The 17,819-nt window shown below is 63.3% G+C and carries 12 protein-coding genes; 6 read left to right on the forward strand and 6 right to left on the reverse strand.

Going from position 1 to position 17,819, the window contains the following annotated elements:
* The first annotated feature begins 9 nt into the window (after window positions 1-9).
* On the forward strand, window positions 10-408 hold the full coding sequence (locus tag E6W33_RS20280) for a response regulator (protein WP_136419147.1): 399 nt from the start codon (window positions 10-12) through the stop codon (window positions 406-408).
* The gene (locus E6W33_RS20285; protein WP_136419148.1) at window positions 398-2,053 is read left to right on the forward strand and encodes a diguanylate cyclase; all 1,656 of its coding nucleotides are present in this window, start codon (window positions 398-400) and stop codon (window positions 2,051-2,053) included. The genes E6W33_RS20280 and E6W33_RS20285 overlap by 11 nt, the downstream gene beginning before the upstream one ends.
* Before the next feature lie 20 nt (window positions 2,054-2,073).
* On the opposite strand, the gene E6W33_RS20290 is transcribed toward E6W33_RS20285, so the two are convergent.
* From E6W33_RS20290 to E6W33_RS20305, 4 genes are all read right to left on the reverse strand, one after another.
* Window positions 2,074-2,799: a hypothetical protein gene (locus tag E6W33_RS20290; protein ID WP_247869718.1), complete on the reverse strand. Its 726-nt coding sequence runs from the start codon at window positions 2,797-2,799 to the stop codon at window positions 2,074-2,076.
* Window positions 2,799-3,734: an alpha/beta hydrolase gene (locus E6W33_RS20295; RefSeq protein ID WP_136419149.1), complete on the reverse strand. Its 936-nt coding sequence runs from the start codon at window positions 3,732-3,734 to the stop codon at window positions 2,799-2,801. The genes E6W33_RS20290 and E6W33_RS20295 overlap by 1 nt, the downstream gene beginning before the upstream one ends.
* Window positions 3,735-3,991: 257 nt before the next feature.
* Window positions 3,992-4,381, reverse strand: coding sequence for a hypothetical protein (locus E6W33_RS20300; RefSeq protein ID WP_136419150.1), 390 nt, complete (start codon window positions 4,379-4,381; stop codon window positions 3,992-3,994).
* 276 nt (window positions 4,382-4,657) lie between these two features.
* On the reverse strand, window positions 4,658-6,295 hold the full coding sequence (locus tag E6W33_RS20305; RefSeq protein ID WP_136419151.1) for an acyl-CoA synthetase: 1,638 nt from the start codon (window positions 6,293-6,295) through the stop codon (window positions 4,658-4,660).
* Window positions 6,296-6,785: 490 nt separating this feature from the next.
* Here E6W33_RS20305 and E6W33_RS27890 point away from each other — a divergent pair, with 490 nt between their 5' ends.
* Complete coding sequence (locus E6W33_RS27890; protein ID WP_136419152.1) at window positions 6,786-8,402, forward strand: methyl-accepting chemotaxis protein; 1,617 nt, start codon at window positions 6,786-6,788, stop codon at window positions 8,400-8,402.
* Between the two features lie 57 nt (window positions 8,403-8,459).
* On the opposite strand, the gene E6W33_RS20315 is transcribed toward E6W33_RS27890, so the two are convergent.
* Entirely contained in the window at window positions 8,460-9,980 is a 1,521-nt protein-coding gene (locus E6W33_RS20315) for a tetratricopeptide repeat protein (RefSeq protein ID WP_136419153.1), read from the reverse strand.
* A gap of 290 nt (window positions 9,981-10,270) precedes the next feature.
* Here E6W33_RS20315 and E6W33_RS20320 point away from each other — a divergent pair, with 290 nt between their 5' ends.
* Window positions 10,271-11,944, forward strand: a complete 1,674-nt coding sequence (locus E6W33_RS20320; RefSeq protein WP_136419154.1) for a choline dehydrogenase — start codon at window positions 10,271-10,273, stop codon at window positions 11,942-11,944.
* 57 nt (window positions 11,945-12,001) lie between these two features.
* Window positions 12,002-14,707 carry a LuxR C-terminal-related transcriptional regulator gene (locus E6W33_RS20325; RefSeq protein ID WP_136419155.1) on the forward strand — a complete coding sequence of 902 codons (2,706 nt, stop codon included), beginning with the start codon at window positions 12,002-12,004 and terminating at the stop codon, window positions 14,705-14,707.
* On the opposite strand, the gene E6W33_RS20330 is transcribed toward E6W33_RS20325, so the two are convergent.
* On the reverse strand, window positions 14,708-16,030 hold the full coding sequence (locus tag E6W33_RS20330; RefSeq protein WP_136419285.1) for a D-serine ammonia-lyase: 1,323 nt from the start codon (window positions 16,028-16,030) through the stop codon (window positions 14,708-14,710).
* 189 nt (window positions 16,031-16,219) lie between these two features.
* On the opposite strand from E6W33_RS20330, the gene E6W33_RS20335 reads away from it, so the two are divergent.
* Window positions 16,220-17,809: a CHASE domain-containing protein gene (locus tag E6W33_RS20335; RefSeq protein ID WP_136419156.1), complete on the forward strand. Its 1,590-nt coding sequence runs from the start codon at window positions 16,220-16,222 to the stop codon at window positions 17,807-17,809.
* The last annotated feature ends 10 nt before the right edge of the window (window positions 17,810-17,819 follow it).

The raw sequence follows: 17,819 nt of genomic DNA on the forward strand, positions 1-17,819 counted from the left end.
GGACGATCAATGCCGCGTGGATCGCTCAACCAGATTCTTTACGTCGAAGACGACCCGGACATCCGAGTCGTGGCCGGGATCGCGCTCGAACTCGTGGGCGGATTCAAGGTGACCGAATGCACGTCCGGCCGCGAAGCGCTGGACGCGGTGGCGGGCGGCCTGGTACCGGACCTGATCCTGCTGGACGTGATGATGCCGGACATGGACGGCCCGGCCACGCTGGCAAGACTGCGCGCGCTGCCGCCGGTGGCCGCCACCCCGGTCATCTTCATGACCGCCAAGGTGCAAGCCGGCGAAATCGCGCAATACCAATCGCTTGGCGCCATCGGCGTGGTCGCCAAGCCTTTCGATCCTATGCAACTGGCGCAGCAGGTACGGCGCCTGTGGGAGCAGGCCGATGCCGAATAAGGACGACCCCGAACTGAGCGAAGCGCTGCGCGCCATCGAGCAGGCCTACAGCGCGCGGCTGCCGGAGCGCTTGCGCGAGCTCGGCGACTGTCTCCAGCATTGCCTGGAGGAGCCGGGCGACAGCAGCCATGTGCAGCAATTGCTGGTGAAGCTGCACAGCCTGGCCGGGTCGGCGGGCACCTTCGGTTTTTCCGAAATGGGCCTGCGCGCGACGGAACTGGAGCTGCTGCTGGGCAGCTTCATCGCCGGCACCGCGCCCGGCGGCAAGGATTTTGTGCCGGTCGCCGTGCGTTTGAAGGAATTGCTGCGCTGGGCCGCCGCCAATCCGAAGGGAGACAGACCGGTGCGCTTGTTGCCGCACGCGCCTGCCGCGCCGCACCCGGACAGCAAGGACAGCGAGGACAGGCTGATCTACCTGGTGCATGACAACGCCGAACTCGCACGCGATATCGCCGGCCAGCTGCGGGCCTTCGGCTATCCGGTGACCATCATCAGCGATCTATCCAGCCTGGAAGCGGCGATCGCGCAACGCGTGCCGGCCGCGGTCGTGATGGACCTCGGCTTTCCCGCCGGGATCCTGGCCGGCGCGGCGGAGGCCGCGCGCATCCGCCAGCGCGGCGAACGGCATTTTTCGTTGATCTTCATTTCCACCCGCAGCAACTTCGCGGCGCGGCTGGCGACGGTGCGCGCCGGCGCCGACGGTTATTTCGCCAAGCCGCTCGACATCGTGGCGCTGATCGACAGGCTGGATCGCCTTCTGGCACGCGATGAATCGCGGCCTTACCGGGTACTGGTCATCGACGAAGATCCGGAAACGGCCAACTACCATGCCACCATCCTGCGCGGCGCGGGCATGGAAACGCGGGTACTGGAAAGAGCGGACGAAACCCTGCACGCGCTCGGTGAATATCGTCCGGAACTGATCCTGATGGATTTGTACATGTCGACTTGCAGCGGCATCGAACTGGCGAAACTGATCCGGCAGGACAACATGTATCTCGACGTGCCGATCGTGTTCCTGTCGAGCGAGGCGGACGTCGACAAGCAGCTCCATGCGATTGAATCCGGCGCGGACGATTTCCTGACCAAGCCGATCAAGCCGGTCCATCTGGTGTCCGCATTGTCGAGCCGCGCGCAGCGCTATCGCGAGCTGCGCGGCCTGATCATGCGCGACAGCCTGACCGGCCTGCTCAACCATTCCGCGCTGAAGGAACACCTGATGCGCGAGGTAGCGCGCGCACGGCGCAGCGGCGCCCCGCTGACGCTGGCCATGCTCGACCTGGATCATTTCAAGCGCGTCAACGACACCTACGGCCATCCGGTCGGGGACCAGGTGATCCGCGCGGTGTCCCGCCTGTTGCAGCAACGCCTGCGGCGCGGCGACATCATCGGCCGTTACGGCGGCGAAGAGTTCGCGCTGATCATGCCCACCACGCCGGCTTCCACGGCAGCGGTGGTGGTGGACCAGATTCGCGCATCGTTTTCGCATATCCGTCACCACTCGGAACTGGAAGATTTCACCACGACCTTCTCGGCCGGCGTGGCGGAGCTGAAGGGCGACGAGGATGCCGACGCCTTGCTGTGCAATGCCGACGCGGCGCTCTACCGCGCCAAAAACAACGGACGCAATCGCGTGGCGAGCTGAGCGGAAAATCCGGCCCCGTGTCAGTGATGCAGGGGCCGCAGCACAATGGTGGTGCCGGTGAGGTCGATGTCACGGATGTGGATGCTGCCGAAACTCGCCCCCGATGTGCCGCGGATGCGGATGTTCTCGAAATTGATTTCACCGATCGAGCTCGGCAGGCTCAGCATGATCGCGCCATCCTGAGTGATCGTCGCGGCGGCATTGGCCGGGTCGTAGACGACATCCTTGATCGTGGTGTCGGCCTGCAGAAAGCCGAGCAGGGGATTGAGCATCACCGCCATGTCGCCCAGCACCCGGATGCCGTTGTCGCGCGTCCCGCGCCTGGTCGCATGTTCGATCAGCTGGTCCGTCAGTCCTTGCGCCGAGACGCGGTCGAGGTCGTCTTCCGTCATCGGACGCAAGCCGGTGTGCGTGTCGTGCACCGAGGCGCTTGCCGTCACCCGGACCGGCGGCACCGGGTCCATCGCATAGGCCCGCAGCGGCCCCATCAGGACTGCCGCGATGGCGGCCGCCAGGCGCAGGTTGCGCTGCTTGCGCAGCACGTCCTGCACATGCCGGTGCGTCACCAGGTTCCATTCGGCGACGATGTCGCCGAGGCGCTGGCCGGTCTTGCGCTGATGCTCGATCGCCCTCGCCAGTTGTTCTTCGGAGATCAGGCCATGCTTGAGCAGCAGTTGGCCCAGCAGCGACTTCTCGCGGTGTTGTTGCAACCATGCCATCGCATCGGCCCTTTCTTCAGAGTTCATCACTGATTACCCGCCAGGGACGCGCGGAACCGCAGGTAATCCTGCCCGCTTTGCTGCGGCTTTTCCAGCATCGGCATGTGGCCCGTTCCGGGCATGACGATCACTTCGGAATGCGGCAGCAAGGTGTGCATGACTTCGGCGGTGCCGGGATGAATCACGCGATCCTCGGCGCCCCACACGACCAGCGAGGGAATGCGGAGCCCCTTGATCTGCTGCTCGACGGAAGTGCCTGCGATCTGCTGGAAGATGCGCTCCTCCAGGTCGGCGTTGCGGATGCGTTCCTGCGCCAGCACGTTGAGGAACGGTCGCGGCACGAAGGGCGGATCGCTCATCGCGAAGCTGAACAGGTCGGCGAATTGGTCTTCATTGCGCACGATCAGCCGGTTGCGTCCGCCGCCCAGAATGGTTTCAGCGAGTTCGCTTTTCGGGCCGCTCCAGACGCCGGCCGCGTCGATCAGCCAGAGGCTGGCGACTTCGTCCGGATGCAGCGCGGCATAGGCCAGCGCAATCTGTCCGCCCATCGAATTGCCGCCGAGATGCAGCCTTGGCACGCCCAGCGCCCGTGCCAGTTCGCGCAGGTTCGCCACCTGCGCAGCCGGCGTGTAATCGGCCTGCGGCGGATGCGCCGATTCGCCGAAGCCGATATGATCGGGAATGATGACGCGGTAATGCGGCGTTAGCGCGCGTGCGACGCGCACGAAGTTGTCCTTGTTGCCGCCGAAGCCGTGCAGCAGCATCAGCGGTTCGCCTTGTCCACCTTCCAGATAGACATAATGCAGGCCGTGCGGCAGATCGATTTCCTTGCGCTCCAGTCCGGCGCGCTCGCGCTCGGCATTGAGCGCAAGCTGCGCAGTCCGCTGGAACATGCCGGCGCAGCCGGCCAGGTTGAACAGCAGGACGAGAAGCAGAAGATGCCATCGCAAACGGAAGATCATGAACACGCTTTCAACGACTGGATAGGCTGAAGGACAGGACCGGAAACCGCTTGCGCGATATCCGGCACATCATGATGAAAATGGTAAGCGGCCGCAAGGCGGGCGGCGGACTCTTTCAGCTGACGTGCGAAGCCAAATCCTTGGCCGGACAAGCCAATGGCGTAGGCGAAACGGCATGTTTCGCAAGATCGTTCCTGCGGGAAAAGGATAGTCGGGCCGCACGAGCGTGCCCGACCGGCCTTCCGATAGCGCCAAGCTCACCCCGCCGCGACGCGGTAGGCGGGATATTCCGTGCATTGCACCGGCTGCTCCTCCTTGACGGCGCGTCGCGCGCTGGCAAGATGCAAGCGACGCGGCTGATAGACCGCGACCGCCTCATGCATCGCGGAAATGACGGCAATCGCCTGCGACACCTGCGTGTCGCTGAGCGAAAGCACCTCGGTCTTTACTTCACGCGGAATGTTCTTCGCCGGATAGCGCGGAATGTTTCCGACCAGGCGGTCGAAATCGGCCGCCACTTCCGATGGCAGATCCTTCGGCTTGAGCTTGACCAGTTTGTTGTATGCGGTGACCAGGCGATCGCGCTGCTCGTTGCTACCTGCGAGCGCCTTTACCGCGCATTGAAGTTGTTGCCAGGCATAGGACATGGTTGTCTCCTCCTTCCCAGGAATGGTCCGGTCCGTCGGCGGCGCGAAATCCTGCCCGACCGAATCCTTTTTTGTGCACCTCGTTTGACAAAAAATCCACACCGCTTGCCACCTCCCTTGGTCGTCCCGCGGGCAAGCGCGTTGATTTTTTGTTATCGCATCATAGGATGACAAACCCGCTCCGCAATCGTCCAAAGGGATGAGTTCATGCTGCACTGAACAACGAGGAGGGCGGTTTCCGCATGAGCGGAAACCGGTCGCGGATGGCGCGTGTGCTTACTTGAGCGCGTCGACTGACTTGACTTGCTGGCGCAAGGCGAATTTCTGGATCTTGCCGGTGGAGGTCTTCGGCACTTCGGCGAAGATCACGGTGCGCGGCACCTTGAATCCCGCCAAGTGCTGCTTGCAGTGCGCGATGATGTCGTCGGCCGACACTTGCGCGCCCGGTTTGAGTTCGATGAAGGCGCAGGGCGTTTCGCCCCACTTCGGATCCGGCTTGGCCACCACGGCGGCGGCAACGATCGCCGGATGGCGGTACAGCACATCTTCGACTTCGATGCTGGAAATGTTTTCGCCGCCGGAAATGATGATGTCCTTGCTGCGGTCCTTGATCTTCACGTAGCCGTCGGGGTTGAGCACCGCCAAGTCGCCGGTATGGAACCAGCCGCCGGCGAAGGCTTCCTCGGTGGCTTTTTCATTCTTCAGGTAACCCTTCATGGTGATATTGCCGCGGAACATGATCTCGCCCATGGTTTCGCCATCCGCCGGCACCGGCTGCATGGTTTCCGGATTCATCACCGTCACCGCCTGCTGCAGATGGTAGCGCACGCCCTGTCGCGCATTCAGCCGCGCGCGTTCGCCGATGTCGAGCGCATCCCAGGCTTCATGCTTGACGCACACGGCCGCCGGGCCGTACACCTCGGTCAGGCCGTACACGTGGGTGATGTCGAAGCCGAGCTTTTCCATGCCTTCGATCATGGCGGCAGGCGGCGCAGCGCCGGCGACCATTGCGTTGACCCGGTGCTGGATGCCGGCCTTCATTTCCTCCGGCGCATTGATCAGCAGGCTGTGCACGATAGGTGCGCCGCAGTAATGCGACACCTTGTGCTCCTTGATGGCGCTGAAGATCGCTTGCGCGTCGACCTTGCGCAGGCAGACGTTGATGCCGGCGCGCGCGGCAATGGTCCAGGGAAAGCACCAGCCGTTGCAGTGGAACATGGGCAGCGTCCAGAGGTAGACCGCATGCTTGGGCAGATCCCATTCGAGGATGTTGGAGATGCTGTTGAGGAAGGCGCCGCGATGGTGATAGACCACGCCCTTCGGATTGCCGGTGGTGCCCGAGGTGTAGTTCAGGCAGATCGCCTGCCATTCATCGGCCGGCAGTTGCCACGCATAACCGGGATCGCCGGCGGCGACGAAGTCTTCATACTCGATGCTGCCGATGCGTTCGCCCGGGCCGGTGTATTCGGAATCGTCGGCATCGATGACCAGCGGCTTGCGGCTCGACAGTGCGAGCGCGGCTTTCATCACGAACGCGAATTCGCGGTCGACGATCACGGCTTTCGCCTCGCCATGGTCGAGCATGAAGGCGATCGATTCGGCGTCGAGACGGGTATTGAGCGTATTGAGTACGGCGCCGGTCATCGGCACGCCGAAGTGCGCTTCCACCATCGCCGGAATATTGGGCAGCATGGCGGCAACGGTATCGCCCAGGCCGATGCCGCGCGCGGCGAGCGCCGATGCCAGCTGCCGGCAGCGGCGATAGGTCTGGCCCCAGGTGCGGCGGATGCCGCCATGAATGACGGCAAGCCGTTCCGGGTAAATGTCGGCCGCGCGCTCGATGAAGTTCAGCGGCGAAACCGGGGTGTAATTGGCGGGATTGCGGTCGAGGCCGACCTCGTACATATTCGGCATAGTGTTCTCCGTGCGTGAAGCGTTAAACGAGCACGTACTCTAGCCGAAACAGCGCCTCGCGCAGTCATGCCGCCGACAATCCCTTGCATCCTGCTTGCGGATGATCAAAGCCCTCTGAAAAAATGGGGATCGTCCGGCACCGCTGCTGCTAGCCCGGATATTTCATCCGAACGCCATGGATGTCCACGGAATACACGGAAAGCACGGAATAAATCCTTGGAATGTGTGCTTGTTGCGGGCACGCCGAATGTCTTTTGGGTCGTTTGTGGACAAGAGTTTCGGCTCTATGGCAGGGGAATTATGGATGTCCACAAAAGCCAAAAAAAAGCATGGTTGTTTTCCGTGTTTTCCGTGGACATCCATAGACGCCACGAGCAATCAAAGAATGAATTTCTGTTTATAACCAAGCAGTAATATAATCATCTGCAGCCGTCGGCTTTGGGAGACAGCACTCCGGGGAAAATCGTTATCAACGAGGCAAGCAACACCCATGAAACTGAAAAAGAAGATGTTCATCTCCATGGGAGTGGTCTGTGCCCTGTTCGCCACCGCGCTGGCAGTGGCGCTCAGCGGCATGAAGGACACCGCAGAGAAGTTCGATACCTTCATCACGAAAGACCAGGCATTCCTGAGCAGCAGCAATACCTTGTATGCGCAGGGTCTGCAGATGGGCCAGGCGCTGCGCAACATCGTTCTCGATCCCGCAAACACGCGAGCCTACAAGAATCTCGACGACGCGTCGCAAGGCTTCAGCGATGCATTGCGGGCGGCGCGCGACATCGCGGCCGGCGATCCCGATGCCATGCAGGCGCTGAACAGCATCGGCCAATTGCGTGAACAGCAAGCCAGGGTGCATCAGCACATCGTCAACCTGGCAAAGACGGATGCCGCCGCGGCGATCGCCTCCCTCAACAAGGACGATACGCCGCTGTGGCGCACGATGCGGGCGGACCTGATTGCCTTGCTCAAAGCGAAAAATGCCGATGTCAGCAACGCCAAAACTCGCCTCGCGGAGACGACGCGCAACCGTCTCCTGTACAGCCTCGCGCTGGCCGCCATCGCGCTGGCTGCGGGCTGCGGCATCGCGCTCTGGCTGACCCGCAATGTCATGATGCAGCTCGGCGGCGAGCCGGACTATGCAGTGCGCGTGGCGACCGCCATCGCAGCGGGCGACCTGAGCGCGCCCATCCGGCTGGAGGACAAGGACCAAGCCAGTCTGCTCTTCGCCATGAAGACAATGCAGGACAGCCTGGCGACGCTGGTCGCCAATGTACGCATCGGCACGCACACCATCGCCACCGCGTCCAGCCAGGTCGCCGCCGGCAACCAGGAGCTGTCCGCCCGTACCGAAGAGCAGGCCAGCTCGCTCCAGCAGACTGCCGCCTCCATGGAAGAACTGACGTCCACCGTGAAGCAGAATGCGGAGTATGCGCAGCAGGCCAACCAGTTGACCCATGCCGCCTCCGGCACGGCCATCGAGGGCGGCAAGGTCGTGGCACGTGTCGTCAGCACGATGGGCTCCATCAGTGCATCGGCGCAAAAGATTGCCGACATCATCGGCGTGATCGACGCCATCGCATTCCAGACCAACATCCTCGCGCTGAATGCCGCGGTAGAAGCAGCGCGCGCCGGCGAGCAGGGACGAGGCTTCGCGGTGGTTGCGGCGGAAGTGCGCAACCTCGCGCAGCGGAGTGCGGTTGCGGCAAAGGAGATCAAGACCCTGATCGAGGACTCGGTCGACAAGGTCGGCGCGGGCAACGCGCTGGCCAGCGAGGCCGGCGCCACCATGGAAGAAGTGGTGAGGAGCGTGGCACGGGTCACCGACATCATGGCCGAGATCGACGCCGCGAGCCGGGAGCAGAGCACCGGCATCGAACAGATCAACCTGGCCTTGATGCAGATTGACCAGGTCACGCAGCAGAATGCCGCGCTGGTGGAAGAAGCCGCCTCGGCCGCGGAGTCGATGCAGAATCAGGCGGCGCAACTGGAGGTCGCGATCAGCACGTTCAAGCTGAAGCAGGAGGCGCATCGTACCGCGCACGCTTCACATCTGCCGCCGCGCGCGGCAGTCGCACCAATCCGGCTATTTCATGTGAACGCGGAATAGCGGCGTACGCATGGCAAGCCGGCCTGCGATTTCCGCAGCCGGCCCGGGTCCGCCGCTTCAGCGATCCAGCATGGTGACCGCCGTCGGGCCGCGCGTGTACATCAGGCCCAGCTTGTACTGCGCACCGGCGTGCCCGGCTTCGGCGGCCTTCTTGTACCACTTCGCCGCTTGCACCGGATCCTGCTTCACACCTTCGCCGGCGTGGTACATCAGGCCGAGGTTGAACTGCGCGTTGGTGTCACCCTGCTCGGCGGCCATCTGGTACCAGTGGGCCGCCTGCGCCAGATCCTGTTTCACGCCGACGCCGCGCCGATACATGTTGGCAAGATTGACCTGTGCGCTCGGATAGCCTTGCTCGGCTGCCTTGCGATACCACTGGATGGCCTGCGCATAATCCTTGGGCACGCCATGCCCTTGCGCAATCAGCAGGTTGGCCATGTGATTTTCCGCGTAGGCATCGCCCTGGTAGCCGGCCTTGCGGTGCCAGTAGATCGCCTTCTCGACATCCTGTTCGACGCCCAGGCCGCTGATGTACATGTTGCCCAGCGTGTGCTGCGCCAGCGTGTGTCCCTGCTCGGCGGCCTTGCGGAACCACTCGACCGCGCGCTCGTCATCCTTCAGCACGCCTTCGCCGTTGCCGTACATCAGGCCGAGGTGATACTGCGCGCCGGCATCGCCCTGCTCGGCGGCCCTGAGATACCAGTGCAGCGCTTCATCGAAATCCTGCTTCACGCCTTCGCCGCTGGCATACAGCAGGCCGAGATTGACCTGCGCGCCGGCGTCGCCCTGCTCGGCGGCCTTGCGGTACCACTGCACCGCCTGCGCGTAATCCTGCTTCACGCCGCGGCCATCCTTGTACATGTTGCCCATGTTGTTCTGCGCATAGGCGTTGCCCTGCTCGGCCGCCTTGCGGTACCAGTAAAGCGCCTGCCGGTAGTTCTGCGGCACGCCCTGGCCGTAGGTATACATGTTGCCAAGATTGATCTGCGCCAGCGCATGGCCTTGCTCGGCCGCCCGCGCATACCACTGCAGCGCCTGGCTGTAGTCTTGCGCCACGCCCTGGCCCTTGTTGTAGAGCAGGTTGGCGAGGTTGAACTGCAGCACCGCGTAATCCGGCTCGGCGGTGCGGCGATACGGCGGCAATTCCTGCTCGTCGTCCTGCGCCGTGCCTTCGCCGTTGTCGTAACGAATTCCCTGGTTGACCGGCGCGCTGGTATAGCCCTGGTCCGCCGCCTTGCGGTACCAGTACACCGCCAGCTTCTGGTTGTGCGACACGCCTTGCCCCAGCGTGTACAGGTTGCCGAGGTTGATCTGCGCAATCGGATGTCCTTGCTCGGCCGACTTGCGATACAACTTCGCCGCCTGCGCGTAATCCTGGTTCACGCCCTCGCCGCGCTCGTACATCCAGGCGAGGTGATATTGCGCGCGCGGATCGCCCTGCTCGGCGAGCGACTTCCACTCGCCGGCGGCGGTATTGAAATCGTTCTTGTTGTAGGCGGCGAGACCCTCGGAAAACCCGGCGTGGGCCGAGACGGAGAACAGGGCGGTGACGAAAAAGGGAATGAGGTATTGGCGCATGATTGAAATGGTTGTCGTTGAGTCGTTGCCTGATATTAAAACGACAATGTGGCAAGCGCCGGGCCGATGCTCTGACTACCGAGGCCAAATGCTTGGCTTGATAAGCCAGCAAATGAACCTTCCACCGGCCGCAATCCCGCATGGCGCCTTGCGTTTGACAAATGTCAAACAAACGCCGCATGCATCCTCTCGGCGATTCCATCCTTTTTGATGGTGACGATCGGCCCTGCTGTTTCTAGTATGGGATCGACGCTGCATGCGCATTACATCAACAAGAGGAGACAACAACCATGTTCGATTACATCATCGTCGGTGGAGGCTCGGCCGGCTGCGTGCTGGCGTCGCGCCTGAGCGAAGACCCGGAGGTCAGCGTATGCCTGCTGGAAGCCGGTCCGCGCGATACGCATCCCATGATTCATATGCCGCTCGGCATACTCTGGATGATGCGCAGCAAGGTGCTGAACTGGCATTACCGCACCCGCAACGAACCGGCGCTGGCCGGCCGCGCGCTGTACTGGCCGTCGGGCCGTACACTGGGCGGCAGCAGTTCCAGCAACGCGATGATCTACATGCGCGGGCATCCGAGCGACTATGATGCGTGGGCGGCGCTGGGCAATCCCGGCTGGTCATTCAAGGAGGTCCTGCCTTACTTCAAGCGCGCGCAGAATCAGGAGCGCGGCGCTTCCGAACTGCACGGGGTCGGCGGCCCGCTGAATGTGGCGGACGTCCGCACGCCGAACGTGTTGTCGCGCACCTTCATCCAGGCGGGCATCCAGGCCGGCATTCCCTACAACGAGGATTTCAACGGCAAGGAACAGGAAGGCATCGGCCTGTACCAGTTAACGCAAATCAAGGGCCGCCGCTGCAGCGCCGCGCGCGCCTATCTGCGCCCCGCCCGCAACCGTCCCAACCTGAGCGTGATCACCGAGGCGCACGCCTGTCGCGTGTTGTTTCGCGGCGCCACCGCCATCGGCGTCGAATATCGCCGGCACGGACAGCTCAAGCAGGTGCATGCCAGGCGCGAAGTGATCCTGAGCGCCGGCGCGATCCAGAGCCCGAAGCTGCTCATGCTGTCGGGCATCGGCGATGCCGCGGATCTGGCATCGGCCGGCATCACGGTGCGCAAGCATTTGCCCGGCGTCGGCAAGAATCTGCAGGATCATCTCGACGTGATCGTCGTTCATACCTGCACCAAGGCGGTGTCCTGGGGCATCACCTTGCGCAACAGTCTGCGCGGCGCATGGGACGCGCTGCGTTACCTGGTCGCGGGCCGCGGCATGTACACCACCAACGGCGCCGAGGGATGCGCCTTTGCCAGGAGCTCGCCGCAGGAAGCGATCCCCGACCTGCAGTTCCATTTCACGCCGGCACGCCTGTCGCAGCATGGCCGCGATTTCCGCTTTCTGCTGGGCGAAGGCTATTCGCTGCATGTCTGCAATCTGCGTCCGAAGAGTCGCGGCGAGATTCGCCTCGCCGGCAGCGACCCGCTGGCCAAGCCGGATATCGTCGCCAACTACCTGTCCGATCCGGAAGACATGGAACACATGGTGAAAGGCGTGAAACTCGCGCGCAAGATTCTTGCCGCGCCCGCCTTCGACCACTTTCGCGGCGTCGAACTGATTCCGGATGCACCCTTGGCAAGCGATGACGATATACGCGACTTCATCCGGCGCCGTGCGGAAACCATCTACCACCCGGTCGGCACCTGCAAGATGGGCGATGATCCGATGTCGGTGGTGGATGCCGAACTGCGCGTGCACGGCATGCAAGGGCTGCGCGTGGTGGATGCGTCGATCATGCCGCTTTTGATCGGGGGCAATACCAATGCGCCGACGATGATGATCGCGGAAAAGGCGAGCGACATGATCAAGCAGGCGCGCAAGACAGTCACCCGCGAGAGCCTTGCATCGCTGCAAATACAGGAAACGGAAGCCGTGATTTCCCGCATGCGCACATCCCATTGAGAGGAAGGGTGGTGATATGCTCTTCGCGTCACCACCAACATTGCGCGCGTGTTACCCATGAGCGAGCCGGCTCCCGCCACGCACCTGAACCCGACCAAGTTCCATCCGCCTCCGCCGAGCGGGACAGGCGTGCCGCGCGCACGCCTGCTGGCACAGCTGGAGCAGGCGGCGAATGTGCATCTGGTCCTGCTGCTGGCGCCGGCCGGCTATGGCAAGACCACGCTGATGGGTCAATGGATGGAGCGCATTCTGCGCAACGGCGGGCAGGCGAGCTGGCTGACGCTGGATGCCGCCGACAACGACCCGGCCCGCCTGCTGTGCTATCTGCAGGGCGCCCTGCGTGAATGGATGACGCTCGCGCTCGGCGCGGACGAGTCGGCGCACGCCGCGTCTGCCGACTGGATGTCGCTGCTGGACCGCATCGGCCCGGATGCGCCGCAGCTCACCCTGTTTATCGATGAGTTCGAACACCTGAACGCCGGGCCGACACAGCGCATGGTGCGCCTGCTGGCCGAGCGCCTGCCGCGCCGCGTGCGGCTGGTGATTTCCAGCCGCGACAAGCCGCCCGGGCTGGAGCGTTTCCGCCTGCGCGGCGAGTTGCTCGAACTGACTGCCGCGACGCTCAGCTTCGACGCCGCCGAAACCCAGCGCTTCTTCAGCAGCCGCATCGCCGAGCCGCTGGGCAACTGGGTGATCGACAAGATGCAGTCGGTCACCAACGGCTGGCCCGCCGCATTGCAGCTGACGGCCCTGGCGGCGCGCACGCGCGACGACGTCGAGCGCTACGCCAGCGACTTGTCCGGCAGCCTCGCGAATATCGCCGATTACCTCGCCGAGGATGTGCTGCATGCGCAGGCCGAGGACATCCGGAATTTCTTGCTGGAGACCTGCTGCTTTCCGCGCCTGAGCGCGGCGGTGTGCGATGCCGCAACCGGGCGCAGCGACAGCCAGCGCATGCTGCGCTACCTGGAGCGGCACGGCCTGTTCACGGCGCCGCTCGACACCGGCGGCACCTGGTATCGCTACCATCCCCTGTTTTCCGCTTTCCTGCAGAACCAGCAGGCGCATGCGCTGGCGGCCGAGCAGATCGTGGCGATCCATCGCGGCGCGGCGCGCTGGTTCTCGCGTCACGGTATGGCGATCGAAGCGGTCGACCTGTGGCTGCTGGCCGGCGACAGTGCGGCAGCGATCCGCGAGATGAGTGCCTGCGCCTACGAGCTCGTGATGCAGGCGCAATTCAGCACCATCCTGCGCTGGATCGAACGGCTCGATGATGCGGCGCTGGCCGCGGCCGGCCCGCAACTGGCGCTCGCGGTCGCCTGGGCCTACGGTTTCGCCGGCGAGCCGGAGGCGGCAACGCAGTGGCTGGAATCGCTGCGGCAGGCGGTGCCGGCAGATGGTGCGGACTCGCCCTTGCAGCAGGAAGTGGTCGCCCTGGAAGCGGCGCTCCTGGCATTGCGCGGCGAGGTACGTTCCGCGCTGGCGCTGGGCCTTCTGCATTGGGACAAGGCCGGCGCGCGACGCGGCTTCGCGGCCGGCGCGCTGGCCAATGTCGTTTCCTATTGCCTGATGCTGCAGGGCGAGTTTGCCCGCGCGCGCCAATTTTCCGACGAGGCACGCCTGTGCAATGAAGAGGTCGGCAGCGCGCTCGGACTCGGCTATGCCTTGTCGATGTCCGGCCTGATCGAAGCCAGCCAGGGCAAGCTGGATCAGGCGCTGCAGCAGTTCCGCGAAGTCGACCGCGTGGCGGCAATCAAGCTGCGCCATCCCTGGTTCGAGCCGACTCACATGAGCGTGGCCTCGGTCGGACTGATCGCCAGCGTGCTGTACGAGAAGGACCGGCTGGACGAGGCGGACGAACTGTTGCAGCGCTATTTTCCGCTGGTCGCGCGCCAGCCATCGATCGACATGCTGCTGCTCAGTCATGTGGTGCGCACGCGCATCAAGATGGCCCAAGGCGACGTCGATGCGGCGCTCGAAACGCTGCAACTGGCCGAGCGCAATTGCAGCGCGAGCTGGCGGCTCGGCCCTTCGCGCCGCATCATCGAATGGGAGCGCATCCGCATCGATTTGCTCACCGGGCGCAGCGAACGCGCCTTGTCGCGCGCCGTCATCGCCGAGCGCGCCGAGGCGGAGCAGCCCGCGCAGCAGGGCGCCAGCTACGTGGAAGAATTGTTCGGACGCGGCATCGAGGCCATGCGCTGCGCGATCGCGGCCGGCCGCCATGAGGATGCGCTGGCGCGGCTGGCGCCGGAAATCGCACGCGCCTCAGCCAGCGGCCGGCGCTGGCGCCAGCTCAAGCTGACGCTGCTGCAGACACTTGCGCTCGATGCGCGAGGTGCGCGCAGGGAAGCGCAGGCGACGCTGGTGCATGCCTTGCAGCTCGGTGCGCAAATTGGCGCGCGGCGCAGTTTCGTCGACGAGGGAAAACGAATCGACGCACTGCTGCGCGAACTCCCGGCGCAAGAACTGGCAAGCCTGCCCGACGCCGAGAACCTCCTTCGCTACTGGCGCGACCTGCGCGGCGACGTCGGTGCAACGGGAAGCGCGCATGCCTTGCTACAGGCGAACCTGAGCGATCGCGAGCTGGCCATCCTGCGTCTGCTCGCGGTCGGCATGGGCAATGAGCAAGTGGCGAAAAGCGTCTTCCTGTCGGTCAACACCGTCAAATGGCATATCCGCCGCATTCTGGAAAAACTCGACGCGCGCAATCGCAGCGAAGCGGTGTTCATCGCGCGCCGCCACGGCATGATCGACGTCTGATCACGTGCCGGCAAGCTGCCTTCCGCGTGCGAGGAAGCGCCGATACTCTTCGTCGGGCACAAACAATCCGCCGGTGGTCCACAACAGATGCACCGCCTGCGCCATCCGGTGTTCCAGCTTGTTCTGCTGCAGGTAGTGCCGGCCGGCCTCGGTGTTCAGCAACATCCCCGGTCCGCCGATACCGGCGGCGGCCGACGGTTCGATGCGCATGCCTTCGCTGTCGTGCAGCAGGGCAAGCTGACGGTACAGGCTGTCATCGTCGACCGTGAAAATGCCGGACAGGAGCGGCGTCATCATCTGCACCGCCAGTTCCGATGCCTTCGCCACTGCCAGTCCATCCGCATCAGTGCGATTGTCGAGGCCGAGATCATAGACGGTGATGCCGGGACGTTCGGGATGGCTCATCTGCGCCAGCACACAGGGCGAGGCCGTCGGCTCGGCAAAGAAGCAATGCACATCGTCGCCGAACACATGCTTGAGCCCGAAGCTGATACCGGAAGGCGCGCCGCCCACGCCGCAGGGCAGGTACACGAACAAGGGCGTATCGCGACCGACAGCGATACCGGCCTGATGCAACTGTTGGCGCAAGCGCAGCGCGGCCACGCTATAGCCAAGAAACAGTGACAGCGAGCGCTCGTCGTCCACGAAGTAGCTGAAGGTATCGCCTTGCGCCGCGCGGCGTCCTGCCTCGACCGCTTCGCCGTAGTCGCCCGCATGTTCGACTACTTCGACACCGCGCTGCCGCAGGCGTTCCTTCTTCCACTGCTTGGCATCTGCCGACATGTGCACCTGCGCCCGAAAGCCGAGCGCGGAAGCGATCACGCCGATGCTCAGGCCGAGATTGCCGGTGGAGCCGACCGCCACGGTGTAACGTGCGAAGACCTGACGCGCGGGCGGCTCCGCCAGCACGGCGTAATCGCCCGCCATGTCGATCAGGCCGTGTTCCAGCGCGATGCGTTCGGCGAACTCCAGCACTTCGTGGATGCCGCCGCGCGCCTTGATCGATCCGGCGATCGGCAGCGCGTGATCACCCTTGATGAACCACTTGCCGGCGGTGGTCGTGTTCATCATGGCGCGCTGCAGATGCGGAACCGGGATCAGACTGGATTCGACCAAGCCGGCGCTTGCAGCGGTTTCGGGAAAGAGTTTGAGCAGCAGCGGCGCAAACCGATGCCAGCGCGCTTCGGCGGCCTCGATTGCGTCGAAGCCGATCGGCATCGCGTGCAGTGCGTCGGCTGCCGGCTGCCGCGCGGGATTCAGCCAGAGGCAGGGCATCTTCGCACTGAGCGTGCGATCGATTTCATCAAGAGGCGTTGTCGGCATCATTCATCCTTGTGAAGAAGTGTCAGGATAATTGATCCAGGTCGAGCCTGCCCGCGTCCTTTCTTCCCCTTCTTTAAACCCCCGGCGGTTTTGCTGGTCTTAATTCGCTGGGACGCCAACAGGTTTGCCGGAGGGAACCGGATTTCTGCCAGGACAGAGGATTCCCATCAACGTGCATCGGAATGCGGCATGAGACAAATTGAAGAACGAAAACAAGAGGTGTCGGACCTGTTTCGCGCGCGCGAATTGCTCACTGCCATTGCGCTGATTGTTTCTCTTGTCATCACTTATAACCTTTGGACAACAGCGAGTCATGTTGCCTCCCAAGCACTGCGAACGAGCTTCGATTATCGGGTGCGCGAATCGAATGAGCGGATTCGGCAACGTGTCAGAATATATGAGCAAGTACTGCGCTCGACAGCGGGCCTGTTCAATGCGACGCAGCCTGTCACGCGCAGAAGCTTTCGCATCTTCGTCAATACGCTGCAACTCGCGGACAACTTTCCGGGAATACAGGGAATCGGCTTTGCCGAAGTGATACGGCCCGGCGAAATGGAACGGCACATCGCGTCGGTGCGCAAGGAAGGCTTTCCGAATTACACCGTCTGGCCGCAGGGAAATCGGGAAATCTATACGGCGATCGTGTTTCTTGAACCTTTCAGCGGCAGGAATCTGCGAGCCTTCGGTTACGACATGTTTTCCGACCCAGCCCGCCACGCGGCGATGGTGCAGGCGCGCGACAGTGGCTCAGCAGCTGTGTCGGGCAAGGTCATCCTGGTGCAGGAGGCGGGAGGCAATGTGCAGTCCGGTTTTCTGATGTACTTGCCGATCTTTCGGCCCGGCGCGCGGATAGACACGCTCGAACAGCGGCGCGCGAATCTGTTCGGTTGGGTGTATGCCCCGTTTCGCATGGACGATTTGATGCAGAGCCTGAACGGTGAACAATCCGATGACCTTGATATCGAAATTTACGACAATACCAACCTGGTAGAACAGGCAAGGATGCACGACTCCGTCAAGTCGAACAATGCGCTTAGCCCACAGCACGGGTTCAGGAGCATCAACCGCATCGAAGCGGGCAACCGCACCTGGACGGTCGTCATTAGCGCCTTGCCGGTTTTCGAGGGAAAAATGCAATCGGACCGGCCGATGATCATTTTGCAGGCGGGCATCAGTATCAGCCTGCTGATCACCTTGCTGATCTGGCTTTTCCTGGATGATCGCGCCCGCGCGCTGCAGGCGGCCGAACAGGCAATGCAACTGGCGCTGTACGATACGCTGACCGGTCTGCCCAACCGCAAGCTGCTGGACGAGCGCATCGAGCAGGCGCTGGTCAAGGCCAAGCGCAGCAAGAGCCACGTCGCACTGCTCTTCATCGACCTCGACCGCTTCAAGCCGGTCAACGACCACTATGGCCATGCCTACGGCGACCTGCTGCTCAAGGAAGTCGCCCTGCGCTTGCGAAGTTGCGTGCGCGAATCGGATACCGCCTCGCGCCTGGGCGGCGACGAGTTCGTCGCCTTGCTGTCGGACACCGAAGGCGCACATGCCGTGCAAACGGTCGCCGACAAGATTCTGGAACGGCTGACCGAACCCTATGAAATCGCCGGCCACACCTTCGACATCTCCGCCAGCATCGGCGCAGCCCTCTACCCCAACAACGGCCTTGACGCCAAATCCCTGATGAAAAGCGCCGACCTCGCGATGTACGACGCCAAGAACAGCGGCCGCAGCAACGTGAAGATGGCGCGTTCCGTTCTCAAAAGTATGCCGGATTGAGCTTGCCCGG

It is taken from the genome of Herbaspirillum sp. ST 5-3 (assembly GCF_004804275.1).
GTDB lineage: Bacteria > Pseudomonadota > Gammaproteobacteria > Burkholderiales > Burkholderiaceae_D > Noviherbaspirillum.

Bases quoted from the DNA above. Each gene is read 5' to 3' on its own strand.
- E6W33_RS20280 (WP_136419147.1), top strand. From the start codon at position 10: ATGCCGCGTGGATCGCTCAACCAGATTCTTTACGTCGAAGACGACCCG.
- E6W33_RS20330 (WP_136419285.1), bottom strand. From the start codon at position 16,030: ATGCCGACAACGCCTCTTGATGAAATCGATCGCACGCTCAGTGCGAAG.
- E6W33_RS27890 (WP_136419152.1), top strand. From the start codon at position 6,786: ATGAAACTGAAAAAGAAGATGTTCATCTCCATGGGAGTGGTCTGTGCC.
- E6W33_RS20315 (WP_136419153.1), bottom strand. From the start codon at position 9,980: ATGCGCCAATACCTCATTCCCTTTTTCGTCACCGCCCTGTTCTCCGTC.
- E6W33_RS20320 (WP_136419154.1), top strand. From the start codon at position 10,271: ATGTTCGATTACATCATCGTCGGTGGAGGCTCGGCCGGCTGCGTGCTG.
- E6W33_RS20300 (WP_136419150.1), bottom strand. From the start codon at position 4,381: ATGTCCTATGCCTGGCAACAACTTCAATGCGCGGTAAAGGCGCTCGCA.
- E6W33_RS20290 (WP_247869718.1), bottom strand. From the start codon at position 2,799: ATGAACTCTGAAGAAAGGGCCGATGCGATGGCATGGTTGCAACAACAC.
- E6W33_RS20335 (WP_136419156.1), top strand. From the start codon at position 16,220: ATGAGACAAATTGAAGAACGAAAACAAGAGGTGTCGGACCTGTTTCGC.
- E6W33_RS20325 (WP_136419155.1), top strand. From the start codon at position 12,002: ATGAGCGAGCCGGCTCCCGCCACGCACCTGAACCCGACCAAGTTCCAT.
- E6W33_RS20285 (WP_136419148.1), top strand. From the start codon at position 398: ATGCCGAATAAGGACGACCCCGAACTGAGCGAAGCGCTGCGCGCCATC.
- E6W33_RS20295 (WP_136419149.1), bottom strand. From the start codon at position 3,734: ATGATCTTCCGTTTGCGATGGCATCTTCTGCTTCTCGTCCTGCTGTTC.
- E6W33_RS20305 (WP_136419151.1), bottom strand. From the start codon at position 6,295: ATGCCGAATATGTACGAGGTCGGCCTCGACCGCAATCCCGCCAATTAC.